This window comes from Vibrio parahaemolyticus (genome assembly GCF_900460535.1).
Taxonomy (GTDB): domain Bacteria; phylum Pseudomonadota; class Gammaproteobacteria; order Enterobacterales; family Vibrionaceae; genus Vibrio; species Vibrio parahaemolyticus.
On record NZ_UHIL01000001.1, the window covers coordinates 3,170,982 to 3,187,261 of the forward strand.

Consider the following 16,280-nt stretch of genomic DNA (forward strand, 5'->3'; position numbering starts at 1 on the left):
AACTCCTTAATCGATTTGTAAGTTAGGTAGCATGGCGTCAACGGTCTGCTGAGAGGCTTGCGCTAAATGGGTATTTTGATAGTAGGCGTAACGCTCGGTGACATTCACATTGGAATGACCAAGGCTTTGCTGCGCGAGACGGATATCGTTCGTCGCAATCAACATTTGGGTAGCGTAAGTGCGGCGAAGGTCGTGGATAGTAAAAGGTGCGTCCAGACAGCCTTCTTGCTTCATGGCTTGTTGAATGCGCTCCATACAAGCGCGTGGGTATGCTATATGCTCGCCTTGGTTCTTCAACGAGGGGAACACCCAATCGTTGAACGACACTTTGAGACATTTACGGATCAGGCGTTTTGCAGGCTCGGAGAAATAGACGCGCTGCGATTTACCAGATTTCGTCATCGGCAGGAGCGCAGAAGAAAGATCATCCGCAAGCATAGATCGAGTCAGGCTAATCACATTACCAATGCGCATACCTGTCAACAAACTCAACATCAGCGCACTCGCATGTAGAAAGTTAGGCTCAGCACACGCATTCCGACAAAAGCTTTCCATTTCTTTCGAGGACAACACTCGGTCTTTCGCATTGTTCTCCACCCGCTTTTTAACGCCCTTTACTGGACTTTTATCGATAATCTCGTGCTCAACCGCCATCGAAAAAAGTTTCGATAAGAAGGCGTGATAGCGGTTAATAGACGCATTACTTAAGTCAGTAAGTGAATTGAGAAGCCGCTCAATGTCACGGCGAGTCACGTCCTTAACGCGCTCTTTACCAAACGCAGCCATTACGCGCTTAGAGCGGGATAAAAAGGTCTTAGAATCGCGGTGATGATTACGACTGTATGGAAGTACAACGTCATCAAAGAACTGTTGTACAGTCAAACGCGACCCCTTCTGGTATGCCCCAGACTGAACATCAGCGATAAATTGGTAAGCCAACTGATTGAATTCAGCAAACTTCATTTCGGGATAAGTGCCAAACGACTCGTAGTAACGCTTTCCTTTCCAGCCAAGGCGAACAATCCAGCGCATACTTTTCGCGGTCACAAGTACGCGCAATCGGGGGTTTTTCTTCCAAGGATACTCAACACCTTGCTCGCCCTTAGCAGGACGAGGCAACGCATTGAGTACCTTCTGGTTCATTTCTATCGGTGTAGTACTCACAATATCTCACTCCGTATAAGTAAATCGTGAGCAAAGATTAATGTGACACAGACTGAAGAGTGCCGACCACACAACTCCCTCTACAGACCATAAAATATGATGCATCGTAAGAAAAAGGAGTTCATACAAAGAGATTAACTCGTTAGTATGCACAGATTAAGGAACCATTTTGTTTGATTTAATATGCCTAGAAGAAAACCCGTACTCTATGAAAAAACGGTTTACCTTTTCACGCCAAAAGCTAAACCCTTATCAATTCATAACAAGCACTTGCTCATCATTACCCTGCAGCGGCTATTTGGCTTCAGTCCTGATAAAGCTACCGCAGCATTGGAAAGTGCCTTTAAAAAAGCAGGGTTACACCAGTCGTTCCCAAAGCGTTCCGCACATTCCACTTATAAAACTAAGCACATTAAAACGCTCAAGCCATTGAAAGAATTGTCAAACAAGAAAAGAATTGCGCTCACTTTAATCGAGAGCAGCATTGTAGAATTGGACAGCAGTAAAGACGAGGCATACCAAGATATAGAGATGCCAATCACGGTAGATATTCTAGACTTCCCACCCTGGTATAAACAAAACCGAGAATTTATCCAGCTCTTGGGAAACTTCATTTCAACCGAGCGAAAGTACGAAGAAGAAAGCCATCAGTTGCTTCTTGAAGCCGTACGCAGAGCATCACCACCAGCAGAAAAGCACCTAATAGAAACGAATCTCAAGTTCTACAAAAAACATATTGGTCAACCAAGTACCAATAAAGTAGCTAACAAACAGCTCTTAGATGCCAAACTCGTTATCTTTAACACCATTAACGACGAGGTTGATAACAAAGATCGTAAAGCTGATACCAAAGAAAGCAAAGAGATTGAGACAACCACTCATAATTACTTAGATTATTATGACGATACGCGTGGCGAAACTGAGGAGAAAGACGACGAACAGAGCACGTACCTTATCTATCTCTTGGTTAAACCAAGCAAAAGTATCAAATACATCCCGTTCAAAATTACCAACCTAAATCCGCTCTACAAATATCTTGGTAGTAGAGACAGCACTTACTCAGTGTATGCAATTAAAAACCGTAATCAATTAACGCTCGAACTCGTTATTAGTGACAAAAGTCGAATAAAATATAAAGCCACCATCGAGCAAGACTTTCAGCAAGACGTACCTAACCCGTTTACTGGTCAGATATTATTCAATAAGTTCAACTTTTGGGAGCCATCGTTACCTGACAAAAAACACACAATTGTTAGACAAAGAAAAATTCACACATGTAACGTAAAGCTCTCAACATCGGAGGGACATATCGGCAAACGCAGCATAAGGTATATCTTGCAACGAATGCACCAATCGCTCTCACTGACAGAGTTTCACGATATCGTTACACCCAAAATGTTCATTGAAAGACCTCAAGCATATAAAACAAAACCTATCTTGCTCACGTGGCCGTGTGAAATTAAGAATGGTATTAATTCCCCAACGGACTAAATGAACACAGAGGAAAAAGTCCAACGAGACAAAGGGAAACCACTTCTCATCAGTTACGACAAAGAAAAAAGTAGAGGCGGTTGCGCCTCTACTTTTTTCACTAGATAACATCTAGCTCATCCAACGCTCCTCCGATTAATGCACCTGCGACAAACCCGATCGCCCCGCCAATAACGACCCCCTGTGGTCCATAACGGGTACCGAGTGTGGCACCGTACTTCGCGAATTGAACACCTGTTGACGCGCTCGGCTTAAACCAGCGCTGTTGAGGGTTAGAATGAAAATGTGTTTTTGCCATACTGTTTTTCCTTTTCTATAGATACAGAAAAGGGCGATACCTTTCGATACCGCCCTTGTTGATAAGCCTAATTTAATGATGGGACTTAATCATCGTCATCATCAGCCATGAAGTCGCCGCCAAGCCAACCATCGTCGCCCGGTTCCATGTCGAAGTCCTGACTGAAGCCAGAATCTTCTGTGCCATCATCATAGTCACCTTGGTCTTCTGTCCAACCGCCCATAACGAATACTCCTTCTTAGCTGTAATCCATTGCGCCACACGTATCGCAGACCCACCCTTGGTGACCCAACCGGGACAACCTAAAGAGCGGCATGAATAACCTGATGCCATAAGTGGCTTAATGAATGTCACTTGCATTGCTTGTTTCCTTTAATTGACGTTGTAGTAAATCTACGTTGTGTAGTATCCCACTGCGCTCGGACAGGATGTGTCCAAGACCGCAGAATGAGTGTGAAAATAGTCATCGTCATTGCCCTGCCTTATCCAATGAAAGCTATGCCAAATCTCAGTGCGCGACGGTTTGAAACATTTAAAAATGTTTTGCCCTCAACCTGTCCAAGGGAAACCGTACGCTAGTAGCATGAGCGATAAGAGTGAAAAGCTAGCATTAAGGCTAGGTGACATATTGACGAGATTGTTTATGGGAGAAGTGCTCTCCCCTGAGCAGTTGGTAGCGGACTATCAGGTAAGCGAGAAAACCCTGAGACGCGATTTTAATGAAAGGCTCGTCAACGCTCCGATTATCCGCACCAATGAGGGTTATCGGTTAGATCCGATCATTCGAAGTCAGGGCAATTTAAACATCAATAAAGTGATGTACGATATTGGTTTGTCCGAGCTATTGCCTAAACACTACAAGCTCAATGGTCACGCACCTGTTCTGTTTAAGAACCCACGCTCTGAACGAACTGACAAATTCGATGCACTGTTTAAGCAACTGACCGAAGTCATCGCTGCTCAAGTGGTCATTGACCTTAACTACAATGAAAAACCGTTTGAATCTGTCCACTGTTATCGGCTGGTCAATGACAGGGGCATCTGGTATCTCGCCGCAACCTACTGTGACCAGTTACATTCGTACAGATTGCGAAATATTTCACAGATTCACCTACGGGAAGATAAATACAAACCCAGTCAAAAGGTCCACGAGGAGATACACAGACAAGGGATGGAGTGGTTAACTCCCGATAATGCTGAAGTGCTTGTACAGGTTGATAGGGAAGTTGCCCCGCGCTTTCTTGAAGGAACGATTCTCCCTCACCAGCAGCTATTGAAGGAACTGAGTGACGGTAGTTTATTGGTTAGCAGTCGAGTATCAAGATTGAGCGATATCTTGCCTTTGTTGAAGTCTTGGATACCTCAAGTCGAGGTTCTCTCTCCTGTCAGCCTTAAGCTTGAACTGATACGCGATCTCCACGCTACTTTGGATCGTTACAAGTAGTCGACACGTTTCAGACTACCAAATCCGATCAGCTTACGGAGTAATTAGATCATGATGATCCAAATGCTTTATTTGCTGTACATGAGTATCGTGTCATGACGTTGCCACGTTAATAAATGACGTCCTAACACTCCTTCTAGAAGCACAGCTCCAACGCATCAAAGAATCGCGACATAATGTCGTTTCACTGCGCCGCTACAGACCGCCCTACCTATGAATTTGCCACTATGTACCGATTTTGAACTTATCTATGCTTGATAAGGGAAAGAGGTGATTTAGCGAAACTTGAAACCGATACCACGTAAGGGAAAACTCAAAATGATGCCGTTTTTGGTCGGATTGAGACTAACTAATAAATAACTCCGCTAGGAGGTTGCTATTAAAGGGGTATAACCATGATGTCTGATGCACGAACTCTGCTCCAAATCACTCAGTCCAGTCCGTATTTTTACCTAGTTGATATCGCCAACTTGTTAAGCTTCACCGCCGTTGGCTATCTACTGGGTATGATGACTGGATAAACAGAGCCATGAATTGAACTTGTCACTATAGATTCCGGTGACAAGTTCCTTTTTAACTCAACGGGTTTAGAGCTAATGTGTAGGAATCGTGGATTAACGCTTACAGCGCATGGCAACGATGAAAATGTCCAAGTTTTCGCACCGACCTGTAAACATTGAATTAAGGGGCGCTCTGGCGCTGATATTAAGGGAAGCCTTCACCCCCTAGTAGCAGAGATAGCATCAGACAAATCATTCTCTCGGTATTTTCTATAGGCTTCCCTACTTTTATTACCCCCCCATTGCTTCGACAAAGCAATGGGAGCTTTTAATAACAAAACACCGGTGCAAACCAAGCAAACTCGTTAAAATTAACGCTCCTTTCCTTGGTGTTTCCACCGTTCATTGCAATCCAGCAACTTCATCCCGTCTGAATCCCGAAGGCAACGGATTGGGTAAACGTTGCTAAAACTTGCCCCAATGAAAAAGGCTTCCCATCACACCATGATTAACATGGAACAATGGGAAGCCTTAGTGTCACTAGGAAGTGAGTCGACTATTTTATGGTACATACATGGTGCTTTCTACTTGGTTTGTTGCCGATGGACTAATCCACCGTGACTTTTATCTCATCGAACACGCCCATTTCCACGTAGCTGAGAAAGTTGGATTCCCACATCAAGTAGAACTCCATTACCTCACTACTTGTTATCGGCAGTTCCGGAACATAGGAAAAACTCGCTGTTCCAGATGAGAAGTTAAAGTCCACCTCTTTAACCAGTTCGGGATAAGGACCATCGCAATACGCAAAGTCAGTGATGTAATCAAATATCCACTGGTCGTAGAGGCGGACAAGCCTGATTTCAACAGGGTGCCAGCCGCCGTTTTCCAAACTGTAGGAAGAATCTCGGAAGTTGATCACCACCGATTGGATCATGGGTGTCCATTTGCCTGATTCGCTGATCACTCGGTTTAAAGTATCTTGAAGACTAGTTGATATCGGTAACAAAAGGCGATCAGTATCAAAGACTAATTTCATAATAAAATCTCGTTTAGTTTGTTAGGGAAGCACTCTTGTTAAGTGCTCGATATGAAAGCCAGAATTGGCTTAGTGGGTAAGGAGTGATGTGCTTTTGAGGTTATTTAGCTTTGGGTTCAGCGTCCACTAGAGATAGGATTGCGTCTCGACGTTGCTCGTAGTCTGTCGCAAGAACGTGGAGAAACACTGATTTCTCCGACTGGATGATAAGACCAAGCCCCCTACAACAAGCTGCCATAAAACCCGCGTTGTTCGCTGACTGTCCAGAAAATACACACTTCAGCACAGAGCTCTTGAACGGCTTATCACCCTGCACATCCAGAACAGCGGTAATATCTTTAAGCGGGATGTTTTCTTTACTATGCAGTCCAGAGCCCTGATTTCCAGTCATGCGGATATAGAGCTCGTTTTCTGCATCATGAATGGCGATTTCATAGAACACATGATTCTCTGTTTTCGGTGATAGCTTTTTCGCTTTGCCCTCGCACACGATATTAGTGAAATGGTCTACTGGTTGATCGTCAGTGATCGTGACTTGCTCATTACCTTCTACAACTTCTGGTAGAACGGCTGCTTGTTTATTGCTTGGTTTACGTGCCATAGGACACCTCCTTTAAGATGGAATTGTTCAGGTTTAATTTGGTTTTAAGATTCAGCTTGGTCAGCGAGCTTGGCGACAGGGAACGTTGGACTGTTCATTGGAGCGCAGCAGTAAACACCACCACCTTCCATGGTCACTATGGCGACCGCTAGAAGCCAAGGACACTCATCGTCGTTTAATAACAACAGAACCCATTCAGGGTAATTAGTAACAAAGCGAAGGAAGTGCAGATCTTCCTCAGATTCTTCATTCAGTTTTTCGTTAGTATCCCCTTCCTCAATCAAGTACAAGGTCGTACCGACTTCATCCCAGAATGCATTTGTGCTTTCTTCATCACCGAATGGCTCAATCAGGTGCTCTAGCAGTTTTGCTTTCACACCATCAGGCATTGGCAATGATTGAATGTCTTCAAACTTGTTTACTGTTTTCATTTCTAATCTCCGTTTAATAATGAAAAAAGCCCCTGTTTAGCTCATCGCTAAACAGGGGCTTTTCTAATGTCATTTCTAAATTAATTGGTTAAACCTAACTTCTTCATTCCCAGCGTATCTCTGGCTTCGCGGTCACCATATCCGACAAACGAGAGCCAATCTCTCTCCGACGCCCTACAGTCAATTTTGAGTAGCGCCTTGTTGATGACAGGTCAGCGTGATTCAACTGCTTGGCTATGTCGTGTAACGAGACTCCTTGGCTAGCTAACAAACTTCCAACCGTATGGCGCGCTGAATGTAGGGTTAGATTCGCTTTATCTCCGGGTATGTCGGGCAGTCCCATCTTGGCTTTGATAGCCTTGAAAGCATGCCTAGGTTGCCCTACTGGTTTACCCTTTTTGCGTCCAGGAAAGAGATACGGATTATTCGCCACATGAGGCACCGACCTCAAAATCTCAAGCATGTAATCACTTAGGAATAAAACGTGACTACTACCGTTTTTCGTATGTGGAATAGTTAGTGTTTTTTCCTCCCAATTCACATCGGATTTCAAGCGCAAACGCAGTTCCTTATCCCTCGCGCCAGTCAAAAACAACAAAGCTAGGTATGCGCCAATACTCTTATCCTCATGGTTCAGAGCGTGACCTATGAACTCCTTTAACTGTGATTCGGACAAGTAACCAGTACGCACGTTATCTTCTTTCAACAAGCTCACCTTGTCAGCAATAAGTGGTGCGTCCATCAACTTGTATGCTTGACGATTGATCGTTTTGAGCAGAGCTAGAACACGGTTTATCGAAGCAGGAGCATACGGTTTACCCTTAATCGTAACGGCGTTTTGCATCTCCATTTGGACTTTGATGATATCGGCGGCGGTTAGGTCATGAATGGATATGTGATGGATAGACTTTGCTAAACGAAATCGCGCTACATCATCCTTCCAACTACGTTTCTGTTTAGCCAGAGGTAAATAGACTTCATCAAAGAACCGCTCTAGAGTCATTGTCTTCTCGGTAGTCTGATTGTCACGCTCAAGCTTTGGATCAATACCTTCAATAATTTGCTGGCGATACTCTTTGGCTGTCTTGCGTAATGTGGCGAGGTCAGTTTCAGGGTGCTTACCAAGACCAATAGATGCCTTCTTACCTGTTACCGGACTGGTATAACGTAGCAGGAAGCGTTTCCCTCCAGACTTACCAACTAAGCAGCGAACACCAGTAGGTAAACCAGAGTCTTTCATAGCAGACAAATTGACTTCGTAATCGGTAGATTTAGCGTTAGCCGGATTGGGTTTAAGGTTGTTGAGGAAAGTGGTGGTGAGTCGCTGTGATTTACTCATTCAAACCTCCATTAACTAGATATTCAATTAGTTAATATGTGTTTGAATGATTTTTTATTACGTTCTAATCGTTATTCATATTACAAGTGGTCTTATGATTCACCGTATTAACCGGAACAAAGCTTATAGTTACAGAATTATATTTATGCACATTCCTAAGCTTTTCATAAGCTAATTTTAATTCATACTTAGTCATCAATGGCAACTTTTCCAAGTCAGGTTTATTCTTTCTCCTACAATATAAAACCCACAACCTGACCGCATAATCCCTACCAATAACATCTGCTGGCTCATCTTTTATATACTCTAGGTACTTAAACTTAACATCGTCGCCAATATCCTCATACTTATCAATATAATCTCTTATATCACTAATAAAGTTTCTATCTGATAGAAAAAACTCACAATAAAATCGCGACTGAGTGAATAAGTAACTAAGTGAATGAGAACCTCCATCTTTTTTTACATGAATTATTTCCATTAAATTATTTTCTAACTGAAGAATATCACAAAACTCATTATCTATTCTCCCAGTTCCAATTTTAAGCTTTGCTTGATCAAATTTGATAGTATTCTTATTTACGTTACAATATTTTTCATTAAAAACTTCTTCTCTATTTTGCTTACCATTTGATATACATATATTATGATACTTTTCATCGATATCTACTGTATCAATACACTTTGATATAAAATCACAAACAGAGTCATAGAAGTCGCTCGATACCTCTTTCCACACACCTTCGTTTAAAATAAAGTAACACCCTTCATGTTCAAGCTCTGCAACTATACAATCAAAAACAGACCATCTTTTATAACCCAATATCTTATCTTCGGAATGAGAATATGCATATATATTTTTTTTAGATAAGTAATCCACATCATAGTTCTTTAACTTACACTCATTCCCTAAGTGTTCTATATCAATATGTGAAAATATATCATTGTCTTGTTTCTTCTTATTACTATAGGAAAAACTATATTCATCATTAGGTATAAATTCAGGAATAGCTAAATGCTTATTATTAAAATCTCTATCCATCAACTGTTCGGATAACTTATCATTTAGTTCTAATTCAAGATCTTCATTTACGCTTTTAAAGTTTGGGTAGTTTGGAAATAGTTTTTTATAGCTATCACTTCTATACTTAGTAATAAACTTTCTAGAGTATTTAATTAACATATCCCAAGAAAACTTATCGTCTTTGATAAGCTTAACAGTTAGATTATCCTTTCCTTGTAATGTGATATTTTTATTGTTACTTAAATTAGCGGATATGTATCTAAGAAACTCAGTATCATCCAATCCAAAATAAAATGAATCTGATGGCTTACTTAATTGACGGTCAATACTTTTGGTAGTGGCTGTATGAGTACTAGATTTTGTCTGTCTCAACTCTGTATTACCACACATGTTCATGGCGGTCTTTATACCAAAATCTGGTAAAAACTTTTTACGTTCTAATAATGATGTACCTTTGGAACCAAAAGTAGCGGCAAGTATATCTGTTCCGATCTTGAATAATAATAATCCACTAGGACGCCTACTATAACTTGGGTATTGTATCGTCTTTCCATCTAACTTCTGGTTGATAAAATCAAGCCAAGGCGGGTTACCAGAGGAACTTTCTGAAAGCATGCAATAAAAACGAACATCCACATCTTGTACCTTGAAGTCTCTGATCTGAAAGTTATCCGATACAGGCAAGATTTTTTCACAGTCCAAGACACTGTCCATTGTATTTTTAGGTTTAGCAAGATAGAACGATACCTGACCTAGTTCAACCAACATACGAAATTTCCATTTTCGTTAAAATTACATAGCTCTCCAACAATGAAACTAGACTGATGTTCATTTCTGAGAACAGAACCCCTGTGAAGAGGGAGATTAGTGCTTATATACACATGTAAACATATAATTTAGTTTCATATTTTGATGTACATCGATAAATCACTAATTCCCCAACGCCCTTACTACACACACCGCAAAACCTCCTATCTCAAACCGACTTTTCGACTATCCATCAAAACGATCAGTTGTTCTACAAAGGCAAAACTAAAACCTCATAGCACCGTAAAGTCACCATGGTACGAGCATGGTTCTTCGTGTCCGAAGCCTTTGGTAATACTGGCTTGTGCGACGGCTGCTTTTGGCATTTGTTGGATTTACTGGGATTCCCTTGCGCACAGAATCGTCATGTGATGAACCATATATGGACCATGGGAGAAATTTTAAGGCGGATAAAGGAAGTCTATTGGAGCGAAAAAAGAGAAGACAACAGAAAAGGAGTTTTGAGGTAAACACCTGAAAAATCGAATATTTTCAAGCACCTAAAACGACGAAAGGCCGCTATAAAAGCGACCTTTCTATATATGGTACCGGTGGGCGGACTTGAACCGCCACTCCCGAAGGAAACGGATTTTGAATCCGTCGTGTATACCAATTTCACCACACCGGCATCTCTGGGCTATTGCCCTTTGATGGTTGGCATTATACGTAAGCTTTTGACCTGCGCAAGCAGAAAAACCTTAAATAACTATCGTTTGCTGATAATTTCGCCACAAAGTGTGACAAAGCTAAGCTCAGAGAAGAAAATCAAATTCATCTTCACAAAAAATCGCGCAAAATTCTCTCTCGTTCAGAAAAGATTTACTGTCGATTCACTGTAATATCAGAAACGTAGCCGTTGCCAATGTTAGCTAGCGCACCATGTATCATTAATGCTGCATCTTCTGCGCTCATAAAGCTACTCGTATCCAAGCTCTTACCACTGGTTTCCCAAAACTCCGTCGCCATTCCTCCCGGATACACGGCAATAATCTTCATTGGCTTACCTTTCAGCTCCAGACGAACCGATTCAATCAATCCTTTGACTGCCCATTTCACAGCGCAGTATGTGGATTCTTGAGCTTTGGGCTGCTGAGCCGCAGTAGACATGATCATCACTACATTAACAGGCTGATCCTTGTATCGCTTAACCAACTCCCGAAGCACGTTAATCGCTGAGCTGAGATTATTCTCTATTAAGGTTTGAATCTGCTCTGGATCTTGCTCTTGTAACAACCCAAAGTACCCACTGCCTGCACTGTGAACCACCGTGCTCGGAATAGAATCTAATTGTTCAAACAATTGTTCCACTTCTTGATGGGATGCGAGATCACGAGCTCGATAGCCAACATTGTTCGATAAGCAGTTTGTGACTGTAGAGAGCTTACTCTCACTTCGTCCAGTCAGATAAGTGGCTTTCCCTTCCGCATCATAAAGCTTGGCCAACTCCGCCCCTAAGCCACTACTTGCACCTGTGATTACAATCATTTTCTACCTCGTTCGTAAAAGTGCTTTCTAATGTGTGTACCAATTAAGGTAACGGAATATAGGCTGATTCACATCTTACGAACGCCATTCTTTGAAGCAGCATGACTTTCTGATTTTCAACACCCATTCACTTCTAAATTTGCCCAATAGTTTTCAAACTATCCAATGGTTCGGATACCAGTACCTTGATCACGAAGCTCATCAAGCACAAAGAGAACCCGGAAATTTCACCTATGCTTAAACAAAGCATAACGTTTTGAATTTCCTATCGACTTTCTCACTTAAGATAAGAGGCACATGAGAATGACCGGCTCCAAATGGCAGTGGCTGCTTAAACAAATGACACGCAAACTGTGGGTTCGTACATCACTTTTCGCCTTACTTGCTGTTGTAACCGCCCTGATCTCTATTGTTTTAAATAAATTTATTACCCTGCCTCCCACCATCAATGTCAGTAATGAGCTGCTGAATAACATATTGAATATTCTCGCGACGTCGATGCTGGCGGTGACGACGTTTTCACTCAACATTATGGTTTCAGCGTACAGCGCGGCCAGTGCAGGGGTCACTCCTAGAGCTACCAAGCTATTGATGGAAGACAGCACAACACAAAATGCTCTGGCGACTTTTCTTGGCTCATTCTTGTTTAGTTTGGTAGGCATCATCGCACTTGGCATTGGCGCCTATCACGAGCAGGCACAGATCTATTTGTTCATCGTAACCATGGTGGTGATCATTATGATCATCCTGACTCTACTTCGCTGGATTCAGCATCTATCTGTACTTGGTAGAGTCTCGGAAACCACCTCAAATGTGGAACAAGCGCTATTAAGTGCGATTCGAAAACGAGGCAGTGAGCCTTGGTTGGGTGCTTTTCCTTGGAGTCATCCTGAGCACAAGCCGAGAGGAAGCAAACCGATTGTCAGCAAAGAAATTGGTTACTTACAACATATTGATATGCACCATCTAGATAGTGTTGCTAAAGCCTCTCAATCCACTATCTATATTGAGAGGCTGCCAGGGAGTTTTGTTTATCTTGGTCAACCATTGGCTTGGGTCTGTGGCGAATTAGCAGAAGAAAGTGAGGTAACGGCAGCGTTCACGATCCGAACGGAGCGATCCTATGACCAAGATCCTCGCTTTGGCTTAGTTGTACTTGCAGAAATAGCCTCTAGGGCCCTCTCTCCTGCCGTTAATGATAATGGTACTGCGATTGATGTTCTCGGACGTTCTATTCGGGCGCTTTCACTTTGGGGAGAACTTATTAGTCAACAACCAACCAAAACTCGCTTCCCAAGATTGTTTGTGCCCTCGTTAAACTGCCAAGATTTATTCGATGATATCTTTTTGCCGATAGCGCATGATGGGGCAGCTCAACTGCAAGTTCAGGTTCGCCTGCAAAAGGCATTACTAGCCCTGTCTAGTATGTATCCCAAGCTGTTTAGCGCTCCAGCAACCAAGCTTTCAGAGAAAGCATTAGAACTCGCGTTGAACCAACATTTTACTGAAGATGAAAAGCATCAACTTGCGCAACTTTCGAACCAGGTAACTGACCCAAAAACACGGCGCTGACGATCCATTCAATCAGCATCGTTTTAAGCATACGCCTCAAACATGCGTATGCTCAGCCATCATCCTTCGTGAAAAGCTCTTAGATTTGGTCGTAATTGGAGAGTCTGTGCGTCAGCTCTCTTTTCACAGACTGGCGGAATCTATATCCTGACGCACAATTTTTAAGGTAAGTGATGGAATTATGACTACTTCTACAACTCTTCCACCAGCGGGATTTTTCCGTCGATTGGCCGCTTTGTTTTATGACACTCTAATTGTCTTAGCCATTGAGATGATGGCGGCGGGTGTCGTAATAGCAGTGGTGTTTGCTTTGAATGCAGCAGGCTTGCTGAGCTACGGAGAAAATGCAGCAGGCTTGCTGAGCTACGGAGAATATGTGGATGCCGCAGATATGTTAGGGAAACACCCGGTGTTGAGTCCGATATTCACACTTTATCTGGCGGTAGTCTGGATTTACTTCTTCGTCTTTTTCTGGACGCGAGCAGGTCAAACCCTAGGCATGCGCGCTTGGAAAATGCAAATTCGAAACGCGAAAGACGGCGCTCCAATTACGGCGACTCAAGCATTAATCCGCCTTGCGACATCAGGCTTTGGTCTTGCGAACTTAACCGTGCCAATTGACCCGCAAAAACGTGGTTTCCACGATATCTGGGCAAAAACTGAAGTGGTAGTTTTACCAAAAGCAAAATAAATCGCCTAGAAACAAAAAAGGAAGGCATAGCGCCTTCCTTTTTCTTTGATTATAGCTTTCTTCTCAGCAACGCCACCGCAATCGCCAAAAACGCTAAGCTCGGAGCTAAGGCACCAAATATCGGCGGTATGCCATACACCAGAGTCAATGGCCCGAAGAACTCGCTGGAGATATAGAAAGTGAAACCAGCCACAACGCCAGATAAAACTCTCGCCCCCATTGTTACGCTTCGCAGCGGACCAAAGACGAAAGACAATGCCATCAACATCATTACGGCAATCGACAAAGGCTGCGTCAGCTTACGCCAAAATGCGAGTTCGTAACGTGAAGCATCTTGCTCTGATGCTTTCAAATACGCCACGTAATCATACAAACCGCTCAGAGAGAGCTCTTCTGGTTTTACTGTCACCACGGCTAGCTTGTCAGGAGCCAACGACGTGTGCCATTCCATTTGATCCATCTCTTGTTTGGAAATCACGTTTTCGTCTTGCATGTTGGTGATTTGCACGTCACGCATCAACCAATTGTTATCTTGTTGGTAATCCACTTCTTCAGCGAAGATAACTTTTTCTAAGTTCTTGTCATCATCAAAGCGCCACATGTTCAACGCATACAACTTGTCATCTTCCACTTTACCGATGAAGATGAAGTCGTTGGCATCACGAGCCCAAACCCCAGCACGAACCGAAACGATGCTGCCGCCAGACAATGCAAAAGATCGCAAATCACGCGCCATTTTCTGAGCTTCTGGAGCCCCCCATTGACCTAAAGTCATCACAATAAGCATCAATGGAACGGCCGTTTTTAGCACGGACAAACCGATATCCAGCTTGGAGAAACCCGCCGCTTGCATGACCACAAGCTCAGAGCTTGACGCCAGCATACCCAAACCAATCAGTGCACCCAGCAATGCTGCCATTGGGAAAAACATTTCAACGTCACGAGGCACGCTCAACAAAACGAAATACAAAGCGTGCGTCAGGTCATACACACCACGCCCCACTTTTCGTAGCTGTTCCACGTATTTGATGATACCCGATAGGCCAACAAACGTTGCCAGAACCAAGGCTGTGGTAGAAATGATGGTTCTACCGATGTAAAGGTCTAAGATTTTGAACACAGCTTACGCGAGCCTCTTCTTACGGAATTTTTCTTTCATTCGTCGAGCCGGAACACTGTCCATCATATTGGCCATGATCGCGACAATCAGCAACATAGCATTAATAGGCCATATGCCAATCGCCGCCGGAATCGCACCGTCTTCCAATGCCGATTTTGTCGCACTAATCGCAAGGAAGTATGCCAAGTAAATCAGAATCGCCGGGCCCATTTTGGCAAAGCGCCCTTGACGAGGGTTCACCGCAGACAAAGGAATCACAAGCATCGTCAACAATGGGATACATACAAACAGAGAAATACGCCATTGCAGCTCCGCTTGCGCTTCAGGATCCGGATGGCCAATCAAATCCGCCGTTGGGTAAGCTTCCCAGTCACGACCTTTCTGTTTGACTTCACGCTGCCCGATCACCCCTTCATATTCATCAAATTTGGTGATCATATACTCCACGCGAGTTGGCACACCTTCATAGCGCGTACCTTCTTGCATCGTAATAACCTGACGGCCATCTGACAGTTCTTTTACTTCACCAGAAGAAGAGAACATCACGCTAGGTAGAACCGAATCTCGTGGACGCATTTGCGCGACAAACACGTTACTAAGCGTGCTGTCCTTAATATCGTCAATGAACACTACGGATGAACCGTCTGGCGTACCTTGGAACTGACCCTTTTTAAGTAAGTCGACGCTGTTTTCAGCCGCGACTTGTTCGTAAAGGTGCTCCACTCGGTCTTGAGACCAAGGTGATAACCAAAGTGCATTAAACGCAGCCACACCAGAGGTGATCAACGCCAAGTAAAGTGCAGCTTGCACTAGGAACTTGTTGCCGATCCCCGTCGCATTCATCACGACAATTTCGCTTTCTGCATAGAGACGACCAAAAGTGATCAATATGCCGATGTACAAACTCAATGGCAGCATCAATAAACCCATTGCTGGCATGTTCAAACCAACAATAGAGAAAATCAATCCAGCAGGAATATCCCCGTCAGAAGCATCAGCGAGAACACTGATGAACTTCTGGCTCACAAACACCAAAAAAAGTACGAAAAAAATCGCAAATTGACTCTTGAGTGTTTCGCGGATCAAATATCTAACAATAATCACGCTGAAATTACCTATACAAAACTTGTTTTTTTGGTCGAATCACTATAGTTTCCCGTTGAACCATTTATTTTTTTAAAAATTATAAACTAAATGTTAGTCGCTTAAATCAGCTCTAAATGTAAGCTCGGAGCTAAAATTCAACAAGTAAGCGATCATTATCTAACATTTAG

16 protein-coding genes and 1 tRNA gene are annotated in these 16,280 nt (G+C 43.1%); 5 read left to right on the top strand and 12 right to left on the bottom strand.

Annotation, left to right across the window (positions count from 1 at the left end):
- Positions 1-6: 6 nt before the first annotated feature.
- Positions 7-1,164, bottom strand: a complete 1,158-nt coding sequence (locus DYB02_RS16250; RefSeq protein ID WP_225868817.1) for a tyrosine-type recombinase/integrase — start codon at positions 1,162-1,164, stop codon at positions 7-9.
- A 183-nt stretch (positions 1,165-1,347) separates the two neighbouring features.
- Here DYB02_RS16250 and DYB02_RS16255 point away from each other — a divergent pair, with 183 nt between their 5' ends.
- The gene (locus tag DYB02_RS16255; RefSeq protein ID WP_029845945.1) at positions 1,348-2,655 is read left to right on the top strand and encodes a hypothetical protein; all 1,308 of its coding nucleotides are present in this window, start codon (positions 1,348-1,350) and stop codon (positions 2,653-2,655) included.
- A gap of 100 nt (positions 2,656-2,755) precedes the next feature.
- Here the strand turns inward: DYB02_RS16255 and DYB02_RS16260 are convergent, their stop codons facing one another.
- Together DYB02_RS16260 and DYB02_RS25760 are read right to left on the bottom strand one after the other, a co-directional pair.
- The gene (locus tag DYB02_RS16260; RefSeq protein ID WP_025589478.1) at positions 2,756-2,953 is read right to left on the bottom strand and encodes a glycine zipper domain-containing protein; all 198 of its coding nucleotides are present in this window, start codon (positions 2,951-2,953) and stop codon (positions 2,756-2,758) included.
- Positions 2,954-3,038: 85 nt separating this feature from the next.
- Positions 3,039-3,176, bottom strand: coding sequence for a hypothetical protein (locus tag DYB02_RS25760; protein ID WP_023585706.1), 138 nt, complete (start codon positions 3,174-3,176; stop codon positions 3,039-3,041).
- A gap of 360 nt (positions 3,177-3,536) precedes the next feature.
- Here DYB02_RS25760 and DYB02_RS16265 point away from each other — a divergent pair, with 360 nt between their 5' ends.
- Positions 3,537-4,397, top strand: coding sequence for a helix-turn-helix transcriptional regulator (locus tag DYB02_RS16265; protein WP_029806876.1), 861 nt, complete (start codon positions 3,537-3,539; stop codon positions 4,395-4,397).
- A gap of 395 nt (positions 4,398-4,792) precedes the next feature.
- Entirely contained in the window at positions 4,793-4,918 is a 126-nt protein-coding gene (locus DYB02_RS25955) for a hypothetical protein (protein ID WP_255212448.1), read from the top strand.
- Positions 4,919-5,504: 586 nt separating this feature from the next.
- Here the strand turns inward: DYB02_RS25955 and DYB02_RS16270 are convergent.
- The 7 genes from DYB02_RS16270 to DYB02_RS16300 form a co-directional block, all read right to left on the bottom strand.
- Entirely contained in the window at positions 5,505-5,936 is a 432-nt protein-coding gene (locus DYB02_RS16270) for a DUF2787 family protein (protein ID WP_029807042.1), read from the bottom strand.
- Positions 5,937-6,036: 100 nt separating this feature from the next.
- Entirely contained in the window at positions 6,037-6,537 is a 501-nt protein-coding gene (locus DYB02_RS16275; protein ID WP_029807041.1) for a hypothetical protein, read from the bottom strand.
- A 44-nt stretch (positions 6,538-6,581) separates the two neighbouring features.
- Positions 6,582-6,968, bottom strand: a complete 387-nt coding sequence (locus DYB02_RS16280; RefSeq protein ID WP_029807040.1) for a hypothetical protein — start codon at positions 6,966-6,968, stop codon at positions 6,582-6,584.
- 103 nt (positions 6,969-7,071) lie between these two features.
- Positions 7,072-8,307 (bottom strand): tyrosine-type recombinase/integrase, encoded by a 1,236-nt coding sequence (locus tag DYB02_RS16285; protein WP_029805014.1) that lies wholly within the window; start codon positions 8,305-8,307, stop codon positions 7,072-7,074.
- A gap of 64 nt (positions 8,308-8,371) precedes the next feature.
- Positions 8,372-10,099, bottom strand: a complete 1,728-nt coding sequence (locus tag DYB02_RS16290; RefSeq protein WP_029805016.1) for a DUF6119 family protein — start codon at positions 10,097-10,099, stop codon at positions 8,372-8,374.
- Positions 10,100-10,681: 582 nt separating this feature from the next.
- Positions 10,682-10,766: transfer RNA gene (locus DYB02_RS16295), tRNA-Leu, on the bottom strand.
- A 191-nt stretch (positions 10,767-10,957) separates the two neighbouring features.
- Complete coding sequence (locus tag DYB02_RS16300) at positions 10,958-11,623, bottom strand: SDR family oxidoreductase (RefSeq protein ID WP_029805019.1); 666 nt, start codon at positions 11,621-11,623, stop codon at positions 10,958-10,960.
- Positions 11,624-11,926: 303 nt separating this feature from the next.
- On the opposite strand from DYB02_RS16300, the gene DYB02_RS16305 reads away from it, so the two are divergent.
- On the top strand, positions 11,927-13,195 hold the full coding sequence (locus DYB02_RS16305) for a DUF2254 domain-containing protein (RefSeq protein WP_029805021.1): 1,269 nt from the start codon (positions 11,927-11,929) through the stop codon (positions 13,193-13,195).
- Between the two features lie 181 nt (positions 13,196-13,376).
- A complete protein-coding gene (locus DYB02_RS16310; protein WP_029805022.1) occupies positions 13,377-13,886 on the top strand; it encodes an RDD family protein in 510 nt (169 codons plus the stop codon).
- Positions 13,887-13,935: 49 nt separating this feature from the next.
- Here DYB02_RS16310 and lptG read toward each other — a convergent pair whose 3' ends face one another.
- Positions 13,936-15,006, bottom strand: a complete 1,071-nt coding sequence (gene lptG / locus DYB02_RS16315) for an LPS export ABC transporter permease LptG (RefSeq protein ID WP_029805023.1) — start codon at positions 15,004-15,006, stop codon at positions 13,936-13,938.
- 3 nt (positions 15,007-15,009) lie between these two features.
- Complete coding sequence (lptF, locus tag DYB02_RS16320) at positions 15,010-16,110, bottom strand: LPS export ABC transporter permease LptF (RefSeq protein ID WP_021822928.1); 1,101 nt, start codon at positions 16,108-16,110, stop codon at positions 15,010-15,012.
- Positions 16,111-16,280: the final 170 nt, after the last annotated feature.

What these genes read in the sequence shown, in the direction of transcription:
- DYB02_RS16265 (WP_029806876.1), top strand. Translation starts at nt 3,537, where the DNA reads ATGAGCGATAAGAGTGAAAAGCTAGCATTAAGGCTAGGTGACATATTG.
- DYB02_RS16260 (WP_025589478.1), bottom strand. Translation starts at nt 2,953, where the DNA reads ATGGCAAAAACACATTTTCATTCTAACCCTCAACAGCGCTGGTTTAAG.
- DYB02_RS16305 (WP_029805021.1), top strand. Translation starts at nt 11,927, where the DNA reads ATGACCGGCTCCAAATGGCAGTGGCTGCTTAAACAAATGACACGCAAA.
- DYB02_RS16270 (WP_029807042.1), bottom strand. Translation starts at nt 5,936, where the DNA reads ATGAAATTAGTCTTTGATACTGATCGCCTTTTGTTACCGATATCAACT.
- DYB02_RS25955 (WP_255212448.1), top strand. Translation starts at nt 4,793, where the DNA reads ATGATGTCTGATGCACGAACTCTGCTCCAAATCACTCAGTCCAGTCCG.
- DYB02_RS16285 (WP_029805014.1), bottom strand. Translation starts at nt 8,307, where the DNA reads ATGAGTAAATCACAGCGACTCACCACCACTTTCCTCAACAACCTTAAA.
- DYB02_RS16300 (WP_029805019.1), bottom strand. Translation starts at nt 11,623, where the DNA reads ATGATTGTAATCACAGGTGCAAGTAGTGGCTTAGGGGCGGAGTTGGCC.
- DYB02_RS16275 (WP_029807041.1), bottom strand. Translation starts at nt 6,537, where the DNA reads ATGGCACGTAAACCAAGCAATAAACAAGCAGCCGTTCTACCAGAAGTT.
- DYB02_RS16310 (WP_029805022.1), top strand. Translation starts at nt 13,377, where the DNA reads ATGACTACTTCTACAACTCTTCCACCAGCGGGATTTTTCCGTCGATTG.
- DYB02_RS16255 (WP_029845945.1), top strand. Translation starts at nt 1,348, where the DNA reads ATGCCTAGAAGAAAACCCGTACTCTATGAAAAAACGGTTTACCTTTTC.
- DYB02_RS25760 (WP_023585706.1), bottom strand. Translation starts at nt 3,176, where the DNA reads ATGGGCGGTTGGACAGAAGACCAAGGTGACTATGATGATGGCACAGAA.
- DYB02_RS16290 (WP_029805016.1), bottom strand. Translation starts at nt 10,099, where the DNA reads ATGTTGGTTGAACTAGGTCAGGTATCGTTCTATCTTGCTAAACCTAAA.
- DYB02_RS16280 (WP_029807040.1), bottom strand. Translation starts at nt 6,968, where the DNA reads ATGAAAACAGTAAACAAGTTTGAAGACATTCAATCATTGCCAATGCCT.